The following is a 15,440-nucleotide window of genomic DNA, read 5'->3' as shown; positions in this document are numbered from 1 at the left end:
GATATCGGCCGCTCAGACAGTCGTCGGATCACCTGTCACAGCGCCGCCGCAGTTCCATCGGTGTCGGCGACCTCGAGAGAAATATCAGAAAAAGCTAGAACGCGGCCGCGGAACCGGCGTCGAAAGCCGAGGTTACTTCGGCGCCTGGTTGTAGATCAGGTTGCGCTGGATGTCGTTCGCGCCCTCGTAGATGACGGGGACGCGCACGTCGCGGTAGACGCGGGCGATCCGACGGTCGTGGAGGACCGAGCGGCCGCCGTGGAGCTGCATCGCCTTCTGGGCGCAGTCGTTGGCCGTCTCCGTGGACTTGAGCTTCGCCATCGCCGCCCAGAAGCCGGCGTCGTCGCTGTCAGCGACGTGGTCGGCGGCGCGCCAGTTCAGCGCGCGCGCGGCCTCGAACTCCGTCCGCATGTCAGCGAGCTTGTGCTGGACGGCCTGGAACTCGTCGACCGACCGGCCGAACGCTTCCCGGTCGTGGACGAAGTCCCACGCCTCCTCGATGGCCGCGGCGGCCATGCCGATGCCGTGGCCGCCGACGATGACGCGACCGTGGTTGAAGAACTCCGCGAGCATGTAGAAGCCGGCGCCCTCGACGCCGATCAGGTGATCCTCGGGCACGCGGCAGTCCTCCAGCGTGAGGTGAGCCTGCTTCGACGCGCGGAAGGCCATCTTCTCGGGGATGTGCTCGGCCTCGTAGCCGTCGGTGTCCGTGGGGACGACGAACAGCGAGTAGTTGCCGTAGCGGTTGTTCTCGTCGTCGCCGGTCTTCGCGTAGACGGTCACCCAGTCGGCCTCGACGCCGTTGCCGATCCAGTACTTCTCGCCGTTCAGGACGTACTCGTCGCCGTCTCTCTCCGCGGTCGTGGTCATCCCCGCCAGGTCGCTGCCCGTGTCGGGCTCGGAGACGGCGAGACCGGTGATCTGCTCGTTCGTCGCGACCGGTCGGAGGAACTCCTCTTTGAGTTCCTCGTCGCCGTGCTCTTCGAGTATCTCGGCGCCGAAACTCGCAAGCTGGAGCGTGAGCGCGATGCCGGCGTCCGCGCGGTAGAACTCCTCGGCGATAGCGAGCACCTGGTGGAGCGAGAACCCCTTCCCGCCGTACTCCTCGCCGATGTCCTGAGCGACGAGCCCGGCGTCCATCCCCGCTTCGAGGACCTCGTGGGGGTACTCGCCCGTCTCGAAGTACTCCGCTGCGTTCGGTGCGATGTGTTCGGCCGCGAACTCGCGGGCCTGCTGTTTGACCTCGCGGGCCTCCTCGGGGACCGGTCGCTCGTCCAGTAGCTCCATGTCCCCCGGAAGGAGCGGGAGACCCAAATAAACGCTGACACGGCAACAAACGGGTGACTCGTTGATCGTTCAGTCCCCGGCCGCCGGGGCGAGCGCCCAGTTCGGCCGTCGATTCGACGAACGGAGGCGAGCGGTAGTCAGGCCCCAGGTGCGGCGTCGTCGGGCACGCGGCCCTCGACGAGCGACTCGTCGCCGTACTCCTCGCGGAGGGCCTGTTTGTTGAACTTACCAGTCGCGGTCTTGGGAACTTCGTCGATGAAGACGACGTTGTCCGGCACCCACCACTTGGGGTACGATTCGAGGACGTGGTCGCGCAGGCTCGCTTCCAGCGCGTCGCGGTCGACGCCCTCGTTCGAAACCACGAGCGCGAGCGGTCGCTCCTGCCAGCGCTCGTGGGGCACGCCGATGACGGCGGCCTCGGCCACTTCGTCGTGGGCCATCAACTCGTTCTCCAGTTCCTGCGACGAGATCCACTCGCCGCCGCTCTTGATGACGTCTTTCGCGCGGTCGACGATCTTGATGTAGCCGTCCTCGTCGACCGAGACGACGTCGCCGGTCTTCAGGTAGCCGTCCTCGAACTCCAGGTCGTTCGCCTCCGGTCGCTCGAAGTACTCGGTGGTGACCCACGGCCCCTTGACCCACAGCTCACCGAAGTCCTCACCGTTCCACGGGACCTCCTCGCCGTCGTCGTCGACGACTCTGAACTCCAGTCCAGGCGTGATGAGCCCCTGTTTCGACCGCTTTTCGAGCTGCGTCTCGTAGTCGGCGTCCGCGAGGCTACCCTTGAGGTGGGCGGCCGAGCCGACGGGCGAGGTCTCCGTCATGCCCCAGGCGTGGAGCAGTTCCACGTCGTGGTCGTCGAAAAAGCGGATCATCGCGTCGGGCGCTGCGCTGCCGCCCACGACTAGCCGGTCAAGCGCCGAGAGATCCACGTCGTTCTCCTTCACGTACTCCATCAGTCCGAGCCACACCGTCGGGACGCCCGCGGTGACGGTGACGCCCTCCGCCTCGATCAGGTTCGCGAGGTCTTCGGGCTCGGGCTTGGGGCCGGGGTAGACGTGTTTCGCGCCGCCGGCCGTCGCCGAGAACGGCAGTCCCCACGCGTTGACGTGGAACATCGGGACGACGGGCATCACCACGTCGTCGTCGTCCAGCGGGATCCCCTGCGGTTGCTGGAGTGCCATCGTGTGACTCCACAGCATGCCCTGGGTGTACTCCACGCCCTTCGGCCGCCCGGTCGTCCCCGAGGTGTAGCACATCCCCGCGGGCTGGTCTTCGTCGTTGTCCGGCCAGTCGTACTCGGTCGAGTGACCTTCGATGAACGACTCGTAGGCCACCGCGTCGAGGTCCGTGTCGGGCACCGTCTCGCCCATCACCACGTAGCGCTCGACCGACTCGAACGACGAGGGGTCGTCAGCGACCGCGCCCTCCAGTTTCGGTAGCAGCGAGTGGTCGACGAACAGCGTCCGGTCCTCGGCGTTCTCGACGATGTACTGGATGTGCTTGTCGGGCAGGAGTGGATTGATCGTGTGCAGTTGCGCCCCGGTCCCCGGTACGCCGAAGTACGTCTCGAAGTGCCGATGATGGTTCCAGCAGAACGTGCCGATCCGTTCGCCGTCCCCGTAGCCCGCATCGTCGAGGGCACCGGCCAGCTGTGCCGTCCGGTCGCCGTACTCGTCGTAATCGTACCTGACTACGCCGTCGTGCGTGCGCGAGACGACCTCCGTCTCCGGATACAGTTGTTCGGCCCGCCACGCGAACGGTCGCAGTGTCTGGTCGGTTCCGCCTGGCATACAGTAGCACACGTACCGCTGGTACAAGAAATGTGCATGAACGATCGCAAACGAATCGGCCGTTCGTTCGGTGGCTGCGCGTTCGGCAGGGGCCGGGAGGCGTCCGGGCTCGGGGCCGTCGGCCTACACTTCGATCTGCTGCATCAGTGCGACGAGCTCGTCGAGCTGCGGGAAGGTGTAGACCTTGACGTCGACGTTCGAGTCGGGCGCCTGGACGTGCGAGTCGAACATGAGCGCCATGTCGCTCTCGCGGTCGCCGACGAGTTCGTCGACCATGCCGCTCCCGGGGCCGAAGATGAAACTCGGTGGGCCGATGTCGATGGTGGTGTCGAGGACGTTCGCCCACCCGTCGATGAAGCCGCTGGTCATGATGTTGCCGATCTCCTGGATGGCCGAGCGCTCCATGTCGGTGAAGCCGTCGGCGGACGGGTCGGTCTCCCCCATGTCGCCGATCATCCCGTGCGAGAGTTCCTTCGCGCTCGCGGCTTCGAGGAGAAAGAGGATGTGGCCGTGGGGCGGTTCGACCAGTTCGATGCTGATGCCGATCTGCTCGGCGTGGCCCACGTGCGTCTTGATGTCGGGGATATCGATGAAGTTGATCTTGGTGATCTCCATCTCCGTCTCCATCCCGGTCATCTGGCTCAGATGGCCCGCGACGGTGTTGCCGCCCTCCTTGGCCATCTTGTTGAACAACCCGAGTTTGCGGATATCTATCTTCAGACTCATTGGCGACCCTGCGGGGTGCCGACGGGTTTCGACCCGACCCACATAAGCGGTCCCCCCCGATTTTCGCAATCGAGACTGGCGAGGAATCCGCCGCGGTGGGGAGGGACGAGGTGAGGCGGAATGAGGCGAGGCGAGACGGGGCGGTGCGGTTCAGTGCTCGCGCTGGCTCACCGCGACGCCCTCGCCCAGCGGCAGCAGCGTCGTCTCGAACGCCTCGTCGCCGCGGACCGTCTCGATGTACTCCGCGATGCCGCGCGTCATCCCGTCCATCGACCCGGCGTCCCCGTCGCCCTCGAAGTAGTCGCGTAGCTGTTCGGCGTCGATCGACCCGCCGGCGACGGCGTTGTCGGCGGCGACGATGCCGCCCGGTGCCACCTTGTCCCGGACCGCCTCGAACGCCTCCGCGTAGCGCTCCTTCTGGCAGTCGATCAGCACCACGTCGAAGGGACCGTCGTAGTCCTCGATCGTCTCGATAGCGTCGCCGTGTTCGAATGCCGCCCGGTCCGCGAGGCCTCCGCGGTCGAGGTACTCGCGGGCCTGGTCGAGTTCGTCGGCGTCGATCTCCGTGAGGACCACTTCACCGTCCTCCGGGAGTTCGCGCGCGAACCAGTACGCCGAGTAGCCGAAGCCCGACCCGAACTCGAAGACGCGCTCGGCGTCGGCGAACCGGGCGCACATCGCGAGCCACCCGCCCACCGCGGGCCCGACGTACGGGAACCCCTCGCGGCGGGCCTGCGCGCCCATCTCCTCGATAATCTCGTCGGCCTCGGGGCCTATGGCCGTCGCGTACGATTCGAGCAGTTCCGGGAGTTCGTCTGCCGTCATAGGCCGTCTGTTCGCTCCCCGTCCGGAAAAAGGGGCCCCGCCCCGGTAGTCCGTGCCGGATCAAGAGTGGCAAGCGGTGGGAATCCAATCGAGGAGTCCGGAGACAGCGAGCCAGCAACAGCGAACAGCGTGAAAGCCCCGGCCGTCCCGACTCGGGGGCCTCGCTGCGCTCCTCGGTCGTGGTCCGAGAGAGCGAAGCTCTCTCGTCATCACGAAAGAGCGCTCCGCGCTCTTTCGAACGACTCCGCTCCCTGCGGTGCTTCCGTCGGCCGCCTTCGTCGGGACGGCCGCCCCTTTCATTCCCACCCGCGTAGACTGTCGAACGAGTTGTGCGGGTGGGAATGAAAGGGGCCGGGCGCTCGCCGGTAACTGACGACGCAAGCACCACAGCGAACGCAGTGAGCGAGGAGCGCAGCGAGTCAGGGCCGGCCGAGCGCCCGGGGGCTTTCACGCTGTTCGTAGCGATTCTCCTCGAGGTGGCAGTCATCACACCGATCCATCTACCACGGTACACAAGCACTCCTAGCCGTCGAGACATTCAAACGGGTACGGCCGTAACCCCGGACATGTCAGAGACGCCGCCGGGGCCGAAGGGCGAACCACTGTTCGGGAGCAGTCGGCGCTACGCCCGCGATCCGTTCTCGTTCATCGCGGCGGTCGAAGCGACCTACGACGGCGTGGCGCTGTTCGACATGGGGCCGATGGACACCTACATGGTGACCGAGCCGGCCGACATCGAGCGCGTGCTCGTCTCGGAGGCCGACGCCTACCGGAAACCGGACTTCCAGAACGACGCGCTCGGCGACCTGCTGGGCGACGGCCTCCTCCTCAGCGAGGGCGAGACCTGGGAGCGCCAGCGCGACCTCGCCAATCCGGCCTTCCGGATGGCTCGACTCTCGGGGATGGCCGACCGGATCACCGGCCACGCCGAGTCGATGGTCGAGGAGTGGTCGGCCGGCCAGACCGTCGACGTCGAGAGCGAGATGGCCCGCGTGACCCTGAACGTCATCCTCGACCTGATGATGGGCGTCGAACTCTCGGACGAGCGCGTCCGGACCGTCGAGGACCAGCTAGAACCCCTGGGACGGCGCTTCGAGCCCGACCCGATCCGGTTCGCGATGCCCGAGTGGGTGCCGATGCCCGGCGACGAGGAGTTCGAGTCGGCGGTCGACGCGCTCGAAGCGGTGCTGGACGAGATCATCGAGACGCGTCGCGGGACGGAAGGCGTCGAGGGCATCGAGCGGGCATCGACCGGCGCCGATACCGGCGACCCGCCGATGGACTTCCTCTCGATCCTGTTGCGGGCGCAAAAGCGCGGCGAGCAGTCCGCCCGGCAGCTCCGAGACGAGATGATGACGATGCTGCTGGCCGGCCACGACACGACCGCGCTGGTGCTGACCTACACGTGGTACCTCCTCTCGGAGCACCCGGAGGCCGAGCGTCGCGTCCAGCGGGAAGTCGACGACGTGCTCGCGGGCGACCGACCCGGCATGGAGCACGTCCGGGAGTTCGAGTTCCTCGACCGGGTCGTCAACGAGGCGATGCGTCTGTACCCGCCGGTGTTCACCATCTTCCGCGAATCGACGGAACCCGTGGACCTCGGTGGGTATCGCGTGCCGACGGGCTCGACGATCATGCTCCCCCAGTGGGGCGTTCACCGCTCGGAGCGGTACTGGCAGGACCCCGATTCGTTCGACCCCGACCGGTTCAGCCCCGAGCGTCGCGCCGACCGGCCGCGCTTCGCGTTCTTCCCGTTCGGCGGCGGCCCGCGCCACTGCATCGGGAAGCACCTCTCCCTGCTGGAAGCGAAACTCATCCTCGCCACCGTGATCGCCGAGTACGAACTGGACTTCCTGGGAGAGCCGCCGCTGGAGTTCATGCCGTCGCTGACGATGCACCCCCGCCAGACGATGGAGATGCGCGTCGAGGAGCGGTGAGAACTGCCCAGGCGCTCTCCCGCTCGGTTCGTCGTCAGTCGGCCCGGTCGAGCGCTGCCCGTCCCTCGTCGACCCACCACTGCAAGTCCTTGTACGCCTCGGGCCAGCTGGTCAGCAGTCTGTCCTCGGCCGCGGCGAGTTCCTCTGTTGTCCAGAAGCGCGCCGCTGCGACCTCGTCATCCGCGGTTGGCGTACCGGCGACGTCGGCGGCGTCGACGGCGTAACAGAGGCAGGTCTTGTGGGTCGCCTCGAACTTGACGAACGTCCGCGCGTCGAAGAGGACCAGATCTGCGGGATCGACGGTCAGCGTCGTCTCCTCTTCGAGTTCGCGAGCGCCGGCGACGTCGGGGTCCTCGCCGGCTTCGACCATCCCGCCGGGCGTCCCCCAGAGGTCTCGGTCGGGGATATCGACCTTCACCAGCAGCACGGCGTCGTCGTCGTGCGGCTTCGCCGCACTGCCCGGGGGACTTCGTCCCCCGCTGTCGATCACGGCCACTCGCGCAGTGGGGATGGGGTTGAAGAACTCGTATTCGCCGCAGTCTTCACACTGCTGGACAGACGGTGGATCGACCGCTTCGAGCCGACCCCCGCAGTCCGGGCAGTAGTCGGGCGGAGTGTTGGGCATTGACACACCGTCGGCGGTGAGAGATAATAAAGGCCTCTGACACGATCGACGGTTCGGGTTCGCTCCGCGTTCACGCTCGCCGGTGCGTTCCGTCAGTGGGGGAACCTTTTTCGAGGGACCGCCTAAACCGTCGGGAGTACGAATGGACGGGAGCGACGGGAGAGACGCTGACCTCGGTGAGGAGATAGAACACGTCCTCGTGACGAACGACGACGGCATCGACGGCCACGGGCTCCGGGCGGTCGCAGACAGGCTCTCGGAGGTGGCGGACGTGACGGTCGTCGCGCCGGAGGGAGACGTCAGCGGGGTCGGGCGCACGCGCCAGCGCCGGATTTCCTACGAAGTGACCGACACCGGGTACGCCGTCGACGGCATGCCCGCAGACTGCGCCGCCTTCGGCCTCCGGGGACTGGACAGCACCCCCGACGCGGTCGTTTCGGGCTGTAACCACGGCCCGAACGTGGGGTCGTACGTCCTCGGCCAGTCGGGCACCGTCGGCGCCGCCGTCGAGGCCGCGTGGCTCGACGTCCCCGCCGTCGCCCTCTCGGCGTACGACCCGCGATCGCTGTTGCCGCGACCGGAAGACGAGTTCTGCTACGCGGGTGCGGCCGACGTCGCCGCCTCGCTCCTCCCGGCGCTTGTCGAGAGCCGCCGCCGCGAGGGCGGTGCGGCCCTCCTGAACGTGAACGTCCCGGTCGGACGGAGCGGGCAAGTCGCCGACGACGCGCCGATGCGCGTGACCGAACCGCGCGAGTTCTACGGCACCACCGTCAACGACGACGGGGGAGCGGTCCTGTTCGAGAACTACTACGGGCCGCAGAACCGGCTCGCTGACGACTCACCTGCGCCGGGCGAACTGGCGCCCTCGTCGCTCCCGGCGGACTCGGAGCAGGGCGCCCTCCGCGACGGGGCGATCGCGGTCTCGCCGCTCTCGGTTCCGGTCGCACCGGTCGACTGTCCGGTGATCGACAGAGCGGTCGAGGCTCACAACGAGCGCCGCGAGCGATCGGTAGCGTAAGCGCCACTGCGATCGGGACTCACCGATTGCGCCTCACCGATTGCGGCTCACCGGGAACTTCACGCGCTCGGGGTTGTCGTTGAATTCGGCGAGGATACGCTCGTAGATCCGGTTTTTCGTCCGCTGGCCGCGCCGCGGGTGGACGATGTACCGGACCCGCAGTTTCACCCACGACGCCTCCTGGGCGACGTTGACGGTCGGTCGGGATTGCACTTCGAGTTCGACCGGCGTCTCGGCCAGCCGCTCGCGGTAGCGCTCGATGTTGCGCTCCATCTCGTCGCCGACCACCTCGTCGGCGACCCGGATCATCGTCTCTCGGGCGAAGTCCAGATCCGTCTCGTAGGCCACCTCGACGGCGACTTCGTTCCAGACGTACGGGAACTCCTCCTGACTGAAGTTCTTTACGTGCGAGGACAGCACGACGGAGTTCGGCAGCGTGATGATCCGGCCCGAGGGCTGGTTCGAGGAGACGAGTTCGCCGTTTATCTCCCACAGCGTCGTCACGAGGAAGTTCACCTCGACGACGTCGCCCTTCGACTCCTCGATGGCGACCCGATCGCCGACCTGGTACGGCCGGTTGACCATGATGTACACCCAGCCGATGAGCGAAAAGAGGGGCTGCTGGAGCGCGAACGTCACCGCGAACCCGACCACACCGAGCGAGAACAACACCCCGAGCCACTGCTCGGTGACGACGCCGAGCAGTCCGATCAGGCCGACGAGCCCGAAGGCCAACCGGAGGACGTTCCGGAGGTCGTGGCGTCGTCGCTTCGAGGCGGCCCGCTCGGTAAGCCACCCGCCGACGACACGGTAGGACCCGTAGGTCGCCAGGACGACCGCGGCCCCCACCAGCGCGGTGACCGCGAGCCGTTCGGCCGAGAGTCCCCGGAGGCTGCGCGGTTCGACGAACTGAGTGACGAGCCGGCTCGCCACGGCGGCGACGCCGGCGCCGACCAGTGAGAGGTACCCGACCCGGCGCATCTGCCAGTCCGCTGGGGGCGCCACCACAAAGTTCTCCCGGCCGATCGACCAGATGACCGGGAGGTCGGCCGGCCCTTGTGAGGGCCCCGAAAACGCGTTCGGTACGTGATTTATCTGACAGCCGTCCGAACTACCGAGTGATGGTTTCCACAGGCGACTCCGCACCCACGTTCACCGCGACGCTCGGCACGAGCGACCACGAGGACTTCGACCTCGCCGACCGCATCGGCGACGGCCCGGTCGTCCTCGCCTTCTTCCCCGGCGCGTTCACGCCGCCGTGCACCAACGAGATGGTCGCGTTGCAGGACCGCCTCGGCGAATTCGAGGACGCCGGCGCGACGATCCTCGGCGTCAGCGCCGACTCGCCGTTCTCGCAGGACGCCTTCTGCGAGCACCACGGCCTCGAGTTCGACCTCGTCAGCGACATGGACGGCGACACAATCCGCGAGTACGGTCTGGAGATGGACATCCCCGATCTGGGCCTGTACGGCAACGCGAACCGCGCGGTCTTCGTCATCGACGAGGCGGGCACCGTCGTCTACGACTGGGTCGCCGACGACCCCACCAACGAACCCGACTACGACGCCGTCCTGGACGCCGTCGAGTCGGCCTGAGGACGTCTGCCCAGCGGCACCTTTTCGCACCGCTCAGGACCGCTCGCGCGCGAGCGGTCCGACGACCGGGAACTCGAAACCCATCCCGTTGTAGGCTGTGAGCGTCGCGACGACCCACGTCGCGATCGCCGCGGAGAAGTACAGTTCCCCGACGAACAGGGCGACCGGGAACAGCGTGAGCAGCCCGACTCCGAGGAAGACGCTCTGGAGCGCGTGAAACTCGACGCGCTCGTCGTCCCCCGTGACGTACCAGACGACGAGTCCGCTCAGGGGCATGGCTAGATACGACACTGCGGACAGCCGCCGCTGTCGCCGAACCGCGTGATCGGGCGGCTCACTCATCTCGCGCGTTCCTGTCACTGGATAGGGCTGTCGGTGCGCTGTAGGTAAACTGTTCGGTGTCGATGACGACGGGTCCTGCGTCGCGACTCGCGCGCACTGCTCCGCGAGGAAGCCGTCGCAAAAATACGACCGGGAGAACGGCGGCTGGCGTTCAGCCGAACAGCACGGACGCGGCGTCGAAGGCGCTCGGCGAGAGCAGGCCGAAGGCCGGCAGGAGCGCGAAGGTCACGAACGCCGCGATGACGACCGCGGCGTACAGCGAACTCGGGTAGGAGTCGATCTCGAAGTCGCCGCTGGGCTCCTCGATCCACATCGCCTTGACGACCCGGCTGTAGTAGTACAGCGAGAGGGCGCTGTTGACGATGAGCGAGGCGCCGAGCAGCCACGCGCCGGCCTGCGCGGTCGCGGCCAGCAGGTAGAGCTTCGAGATGAACCCGCCGCCGATGGGCAGGCCCGCGAGGCTGAACAGGAAGACGGTCATCGCGGCGCAGGCCAGCGGCGCCTGCTCCGAGAGGCCGTTGAAGTCCTGGAAGGTGCGGCCGATGCCCCAGTGCTCGGTGAGGCCGATGAACAGGAACGCGCCCGTGTTCATGAACCCGTAGACGAGCAGGTGCATCATGCTCGCGCCGAGGACGAAGCCCTGGTCGGGCGCGTTCAGCGCGGCGAGCCCGATGAGGACGTAGCCGGCGTGCCCGACCGACGAGTAGGCGAGCATCCGCTTGACCTTCTCCTGGGTCGCGGCGGCGAAGTTACCGACGGTCATCGTGACGACCGCCAGCACCGTCACCGCGACCACCCAGTCGACCGTCGGGTCGCCGCCCGCGATCCCGCCGACCTCGGGGAAGGCCGTCAGGAACACGCGGAAGGCGACGACGAAGCCGGCGGCCTTCGAGGCCGACGACAGGAACGCCGAGACGGGCGCGGGCGCGCCCTCGTAGGCCTCTGGCGCCCAGAAGTGGAACGGGACGCTCGCGGTCTTGTACGCGAACCCGAGCAGGATCATGATGATGCCGACGCCGAGCACCCCGGTGGGGATCCCCGACCCGGTGAGCGCCTCGGCGACGGCGTCCAGCTGGAGACTGCCGGTCGCGGCGTAGACGAGGCTGATCCCGTAGGCGAGCACCGACGACGACAGCGCGCCGACGAGGAAGTACTTCGTGCCGCCCTCGACGCTGCCGCGGTTGGTCTTGAGGAACGCGACCAGCGCGAACGACGGCAGGCTGGCGAGTTCGAGGCTGACGAACACTGTCGCGAGACTGTTCGCCGAGGCCATCAGCGACATGCCCGTCGCGGCCATGATGACGAGCCCGTAGTACTCCGCCTGGTAGTCCTGACCGTCGAGGTAATCGTAACTGGCCAGCGTGACGAGCGCGGTCACGCTGCCGACGATGACCACGAAGAACAGGCTCATCCCGTCGACGACCAGCTGACCGTTGAACAGGTCGACGGCGCCCGTCCCGCGCGGCTGACCGACGCCGAGGACGAGGAAGTACCCGGCGACGAGGAACGCGCCGAGCGCGCCGATGGTCGAGATCCCGGCCAGCACGGCGTTGGAACTCGACCCCGGTCGCGGCTCGATGCTGTCGACGATGAACAGGAGCATCGCCGCCGCACCGAGTATCAGCGTCGGCGTCAGGGCCACCCAGTCGGCGACCTGGAAGCCGGCGATGTCGACTACCATAGACCGACACCTCCGTACATCAGCGGCTCAACAAGTGGGTTCACGGCGTCCTGAATCATCTGGTAGACCAGTCCCGGTCGCACGCCCAGCGCGATGACGAGCGCGAGCAGCACGACCAGCGGGGCCACGTCGTGGACGGGCGCCCGCGAGACCTCGTAGTCCGTCGCGAGGCTGTACTCGCCGAACAGCGTCCGCTGCATCGCCCACAGCAGGTACCCCGCGACGATGACGATGCCGAACATCGCGATCGCGGTCACCAGCGGCGCCGCCGGGATGACCGTCGACGAGAACGCGCCCTGGAAGATCAGGTACTCAGCCGCGAAGCCGGCCATCAGCGGCAGGCCCATGTACCCGAACGCGGCGGCGACGAAGATGCCGACGGTCCAGGGCATCCGGTCGGCGATACCGGAGATGTCGCCGACCATGCGCGTGTGCGTCTCGTTGTAGATGACGCCGACCGTCATGAACATCAGCCCCGAGATGAGCCCGTGGGCGACCATCTGGAAGGTCGCGCCGCCGAACCCGTGGGGCGTGAAGGCGATCAGCCCGACGATGACGTAGCCCATCGACGAGATGGACGAGTAGGCGACGATGCGCTTGAGGTCCTGCTGGGCCAGCGCGAGCATCGCGCCGTAGATGATGCTCAGGACGCCGAACGCGACGATGATGGCCGCGTTGGCCTGTGCGACCTCGCGGAGCATCGTGAAGTTGAACCGGAGCAGCGCGTAGGTCCCCATCTTCAGGAGGACGCCCGCCAGCATGACCGACACCGGCGTGGGCGCCTCGACGTGGGCGTCCGGCAGCCACGTGTGGACGGGGAAGACGGGCACCTTCACCGCGAACCCGGCGAACATCAGCGTGAAGGCGATCAGCGTCAGGTTCGCGGGCTGGATGCCGGCGACCGCCGAGAGGTTCCCGCCCTCCCGCAGGGCCTGGGTGATCTCGGGCATCCCGAACGACGAGATAGAGTCGCCGAGCCCGAACACCAGCGCCATGAAGCCCACGAACATGATCAGCGTCGCCACGTTCGTGTAGACGAAGAACTTGATGGCGGCGTACTTCCGGCGCGGGCCGCCCCAGACGCCGATGAGGAAGTACATCGGGATGAGCACGGCTTCCCAGAACACCAGCCACAGGAAGAAGTCCAGGGCGGTGAACACGCCGATGAGGCTGGCCTCCATCAGGAGCATCAGCCCGTAGAACTGCGACTCGCGCTCGTCGATAGGCGTCCACGAGCTCACGAGCGCGAGCGTGGTCAGCACGGTCGCCAGCAGGAGCAGCGGCATGCTGATCCCGTCGAGGCCGACCTGCCAGGCCACGTCGTAACGGCCGAGGCTGACCCAGCCGAGGTTCGACTCGAAGGCGAGCGTCCCGCCGAGCAGCGCGTTGCCCGCGCCGTCGAAGACCGAGTACATCCAGAGGGTGATCGCGACGGGCACGAGGCTCACCGCGGTGGCGAGCTTGCCCGCCCACTCGTCGGGGGCGAGGAAGACGAGGAACGCGCCGAGCAGCGTCACGCCCAGCAGCGCCTCGATCGGGCCTGCGATCGCCATCAGACGCCACCTCCCAGGACGACGAAGACGACGAGCAGGAGCGCGAGCGAGAGCGTCATCAGCGCCGCGTAGTTCGAGACGACGCCCGACTGGATGCGGCGGAAGCGCGAGCCGGTGAAGAGGCTCACGCTACTGACGCCGTTGACGACGCCGTCGACGACGCCCTGGTCGAACTTGTCCGCCGCCCGCGCGAGCGGGACCGTCACGCCCTGTGCCAGCCAGACCTGATACTCGTCCTGGTAGTAGTTGTGCATGAGCAGCGTCTTCGCACCTCCCAACTTGTCCGTGTGCTCGACCGGGTCGCGGACGTTGTACAGCGACCACGCGAACCCGAGACCGGCGAGCGCAAGCAGCAGCGAGACCGCACCGGGGATCAGCGCCGACAGCTCCGCCGCCTGCACGTGGGCGACGTCGTGGAGCAGGTCGCTGTAGTGGTGCGAGGCGGTCGCGGTCAGGTCGCCGTCGAGCCACTGGTGCAGGTAGTCGATCTCCGCACCGGTGACCTCCTTGACCGGGACCATGTTGATGAACCCGACCGTCGCCGCGCCGATGCCCAGCACCGCGAGCGGTAGCTTCACGTTCCAGCGGACGGGTTCGGGGTCGCGAGCGACGTCGGTCCGCGCGTCCCCGTGGAAGGTCAGGAAGACCATCCGGAACGTGTAGAACGCCGTGAAGAACACGGCCAGCAGCCCCATCGCGTACGCGAGCAGGTAGAGGTTCCCGAGGATGCCCTCGGTGCCGAGCCCGTGGACGATGGCCTCGAACAGCACCTCGTCTTTGGACCAGAAGCCTGCGAACGGGACGATGCCCGCGAGCGCGAGCGAGCCCGAGACGAACGTCCAGTAGGTGACGGGCATCCGCTCTTTGAGCCCGCCCATGTCCCACATGTTCTCGTTGTGGTGCATCGCGATGATGACCGACCCGGCGCCGAGGAACAGGAGCGCCTTGAAGATCGCGTGGGTGGTCAGGTGGAACACGGCGGCCGTGTACCCGCCGACGCCCAGCGCGAGCATCATGTAGCCGTACTGGCTGATGGTCGAGTACGCGAGCACCTGCTTGAGCTCCTGCTTGACGACGCCCATCGTCGCCGCGAACAGTGCGGTGAACCCGCCGACCAGCGCGATGACCGCCAGTGCCGTCGGTGAGAGCAGGTAGAAGCCGTACATCCGGGCGACGAGGTAGACGCCGGCCGCGACCATCGTCGCCGCGTGGATGAGCGCCGAGACCGGCGTCGGGCCCTCCATCGCGTCGGGCAGCCACGTGTGCAGCGGGAACTGCGCGGACTTGCCGACGACGCCGCCCAGCACGAGCAGCCCGAGGACGGTGAACCACGTCTGCGCGCCGTAGCCGAAGAAGCTCGCGTCATCGGCGAGGGCCTGTTCGGCCATCTGCGGGAAGCTCTCGGCGACCACGGAGCCGCCGTCGGTGATCGGGGCGAACAGGCCCGTGCCGAACGTGGCGAAGATGCCGACCACGCCGATGAGGAAGAAGTAGTCACCGAAGCGGGTGACCAGGAACGCCTTCTTCGCGGCCGACGGCGGGCCGTCTTCGCGGAACCAGAAGCCGATGAGCAGGAACGAACAGAGCCCGACGAGCTCGAAGAACATGAACGCCATCAGGATGTTGTTCGAGAAGACGAACGCGAGCATGCTCGCCGTGAACAGGCCGAGCCCGGCGTAGTACCGGGGCAGGCCCGTCTCGCCCTCGTCGTTCATGTATCCGAGCGAGAAGATGTGGACGAGCAGGGCGATGAGCGAGACGATGATCAGCATGAGCGCCGTCAGCGGGTCGACGAGCACGCCGAACCGGAGCGTGACGGCGTTGTCGGCGACGCCGGCGACCCAGGTGTAGAGGTTCTCGTTGTAGGTCGTGGCCGAACCCGTAAACCCGGCGACGGTCAGCGCCGTCCAGATCGAGAGGACCAGGGAGCCGGCGGTCGCGACGATGCCGGCCTCGGCGCCGCGCTTCGGCAAGTACTGCCCGGCGAACAGAGCGATGACGAACGCCAGGAACGGGAGCGCTGCGATCGCGGGAACGAAGTCGAATGCACCTGCCATC

The 15,440-nt window shown here is 67.4% G+C and carries 13 protein-coding genes; 3 read left to right on the top strand and 10 right to left on the bottom strand.

Features of this window, described 5'->3' with window-relative positions; genetic code table 11:
* Positions 1–132 precede the first annotated feature (132 nt).
* The 4 genes from ACMGFH_RS02000 to ACMGFH_RS01985 all read right to left on the bottom strand — a co-directional run bounded on the left by ACMGFH_RS02000 (position 133) and on the right by ACMGFH_RS01985 (position 4,631).
* Positions 133–1,287: an acyl-CoA dehydrogenase family protein gene (locus tag ACMGFH_RS02000; RefSeq protein WP_415381100.1), complete on the bottom strand. Its 1,155-nt coding sequence runs from the start codon at positions 1,285–1,287 to the stop codon at positions 133–135.
* 137 nt (positions 1,288–1,424) lie between these two features.
* Positions 1,425–3,080, bottom strand: coding sequence for a long-chain fatty acid--CoA ligase (locus ACMGFH_RS01995; protein WP_415381099.1), 1,656 nt, complete (start codon positions 3,078–3,080; stop codon positions 1,425–1,427).
* Between the two features lie 123 nt (positions 3,081–3,203).
* Positions 3,204–3,806, bottom strand: a complete 603-nt coding sequence (locus ACMGFH_RS01990) for a chemotaxis protein CheC (protein WP_415381098.1) — start codon at positions 3,804–3,806, stop codon at positions 3,204–3,206.
* Positions 3,807–3,956: 150 nt separating this feature from the next.
* Positions 3,957–4,631: an O-methyltransferase gene (locus ACMGFH_RS01985; protein WP_415381097.1), complete on the bottom strand. Its 675-nt coding sequence runs from the start codon at positions 4,629–4,631 to the stop codon at positions 3,957–3,959.
* Between the two features lie 566 nt (positions 4,632–5,197).
* Between ACMGFH_RS01985 and ACMGFH_RS01980 the strand changes: the two genes are divergently transcribed.
* Entirely contained in the window at positions 5,198–6,568 is a 1,371-nt protein-coding gene (locus tag ACMGFH_RS01980) for a cytochrome P450 (protein ID WP_415381096.1), read from the top strand.
* A gap of 34 nt (positions 6,569–6,602) precedes the next feature.
* Here ACMGFH_RS01980 and ACMGFH_RS01975 read toward each other — a convergent pair whose 3' ends face one another.
* Positions 6,603–7,193, bottom strand: a complete 591-nt coding sequence (locus tag ACMGFH_RS01975; RefSeq protein ID WP_415381095.1) for an NUDIX hydrolase — start codon at positions 7,191–7,193, stop codon at positions 6,603–6,605.
* 142 nt (positions 7,194–7,335) lie between these two features.
* On the opposite strand from ACMGFH_RS01975, the gene surE reads away from it, so the two are divergent.
* Entirely contained in the window at positions 7,336–8,211 is an 876-nt protein-coding gene (surE, locus tag ACMGFH_RS01970; RefSeq protein ID WP_415381094.1) for a 5'/3'-nucleotidase SurE, read from the top strand.
* A gap of 33 nt (positions 8,212–8,244) precedes the next feature.
* On the opposite strand, the gene ACMGFH_RS01965 is transcribed toward surE, so the two are convergent.
* Positions 8,245–9,192 carry a mechanosensitive ion channel family protein gene (locus ACMGFH_RS01965; protein ID WP_415383300.1) on the bottom strand — a complete coding sequence of 316 codons (948 nt, stop codon included), beginning with the start codon at positions 9,190–9,192 and terminating at the stop codon, positions 8,245–8,247.
* Between the two features lie 140 nt (positions 9,193–9,332).
* Between ACMGFH_RS01965 and ACMGFH_RS01960 the strand changes: the two genes are divergently transcribed.
* Positions 9,333–9,806, top strand: coding sequence for a redoxin domain-containing protein (locus tag ACMGFH_RS01960; RefSeq protein ID WP_415381093.1), 474 nt, complete (start codon positions 9,333–9,335; stop codon positions 9,804–9,806).
* Between the two features lie 33 nt (positions 9,807–9,839).
* On the opposite strand, the gene ACMGFH_RS01955 is transcribed toward ACMGFH_RS01960, so the two are convergent.
* From ACMGFH_RS01955 to nuoL, 4 genes are all read right to left on the bottom strand, one after another.
* Entirely contained in the window at positions 9,840–10,082 is a 243-nt protein-coding gene (locus ACMGFH_RS01955) for a hypothetical protein (protein ID WP_415381092.1), read from the bottom strand.
* A 217-nt stretch (positions 10,083–10,299) separates the two neighbouring features.
* On the bottom strand, positions 10,300–11,829 hold the full coding sequence (locus tag ACMGFH_RS01950) for an NADH-quinone oxidoreductase subunit N (protein WP_415381091.1): 1,530 nt from the start codon (positions 11,827–11,829) through the stop codon (positions 10,300–10,302).
* Entirely contained in the window at positions 11,823–13,382 is a 1,560-nt protein-coding gene (locus ACMGFH_RS01945; protein WP_415381090.1) for a complex I subunit 4 family protein, read from the bottom strand. Before ACMGFH_RS01945 ends, ACMGFH_RS01950 begins: the two co-directional genes overlap by 7 nt.
* The gene (nuoL, locus tag ACMGFH_RS01940; protein WP_415381089.1) at positions 13,382–15,439 is read right to left on the bottom strand and encodes an NADH-quinone oxidoreductase subunit L; all 2,058 of its coding nucleotides are present in this window, start codon (positions 15,437–15,439) and stop codon (positions 13,382–13,384) included. Before nuoL ends, ACMGFH_RS01945 begins: the two co-directional genes overlap by 1 nt.
* Position 15,440: the final 1 nt, after the last annotated feature.

This window comes from Halosimplex rarum (genome assembly GCF_047715405.1).
Classification (GTDB): Archaea; Halobacteriota; Halobacteria; order Halobacteriales; family Haloarculaceae; genus Halosimplex; species Halosimplex rarum.
This window is presented reverse-complemented; position numbering and strand designations above follow the sequence as displayed.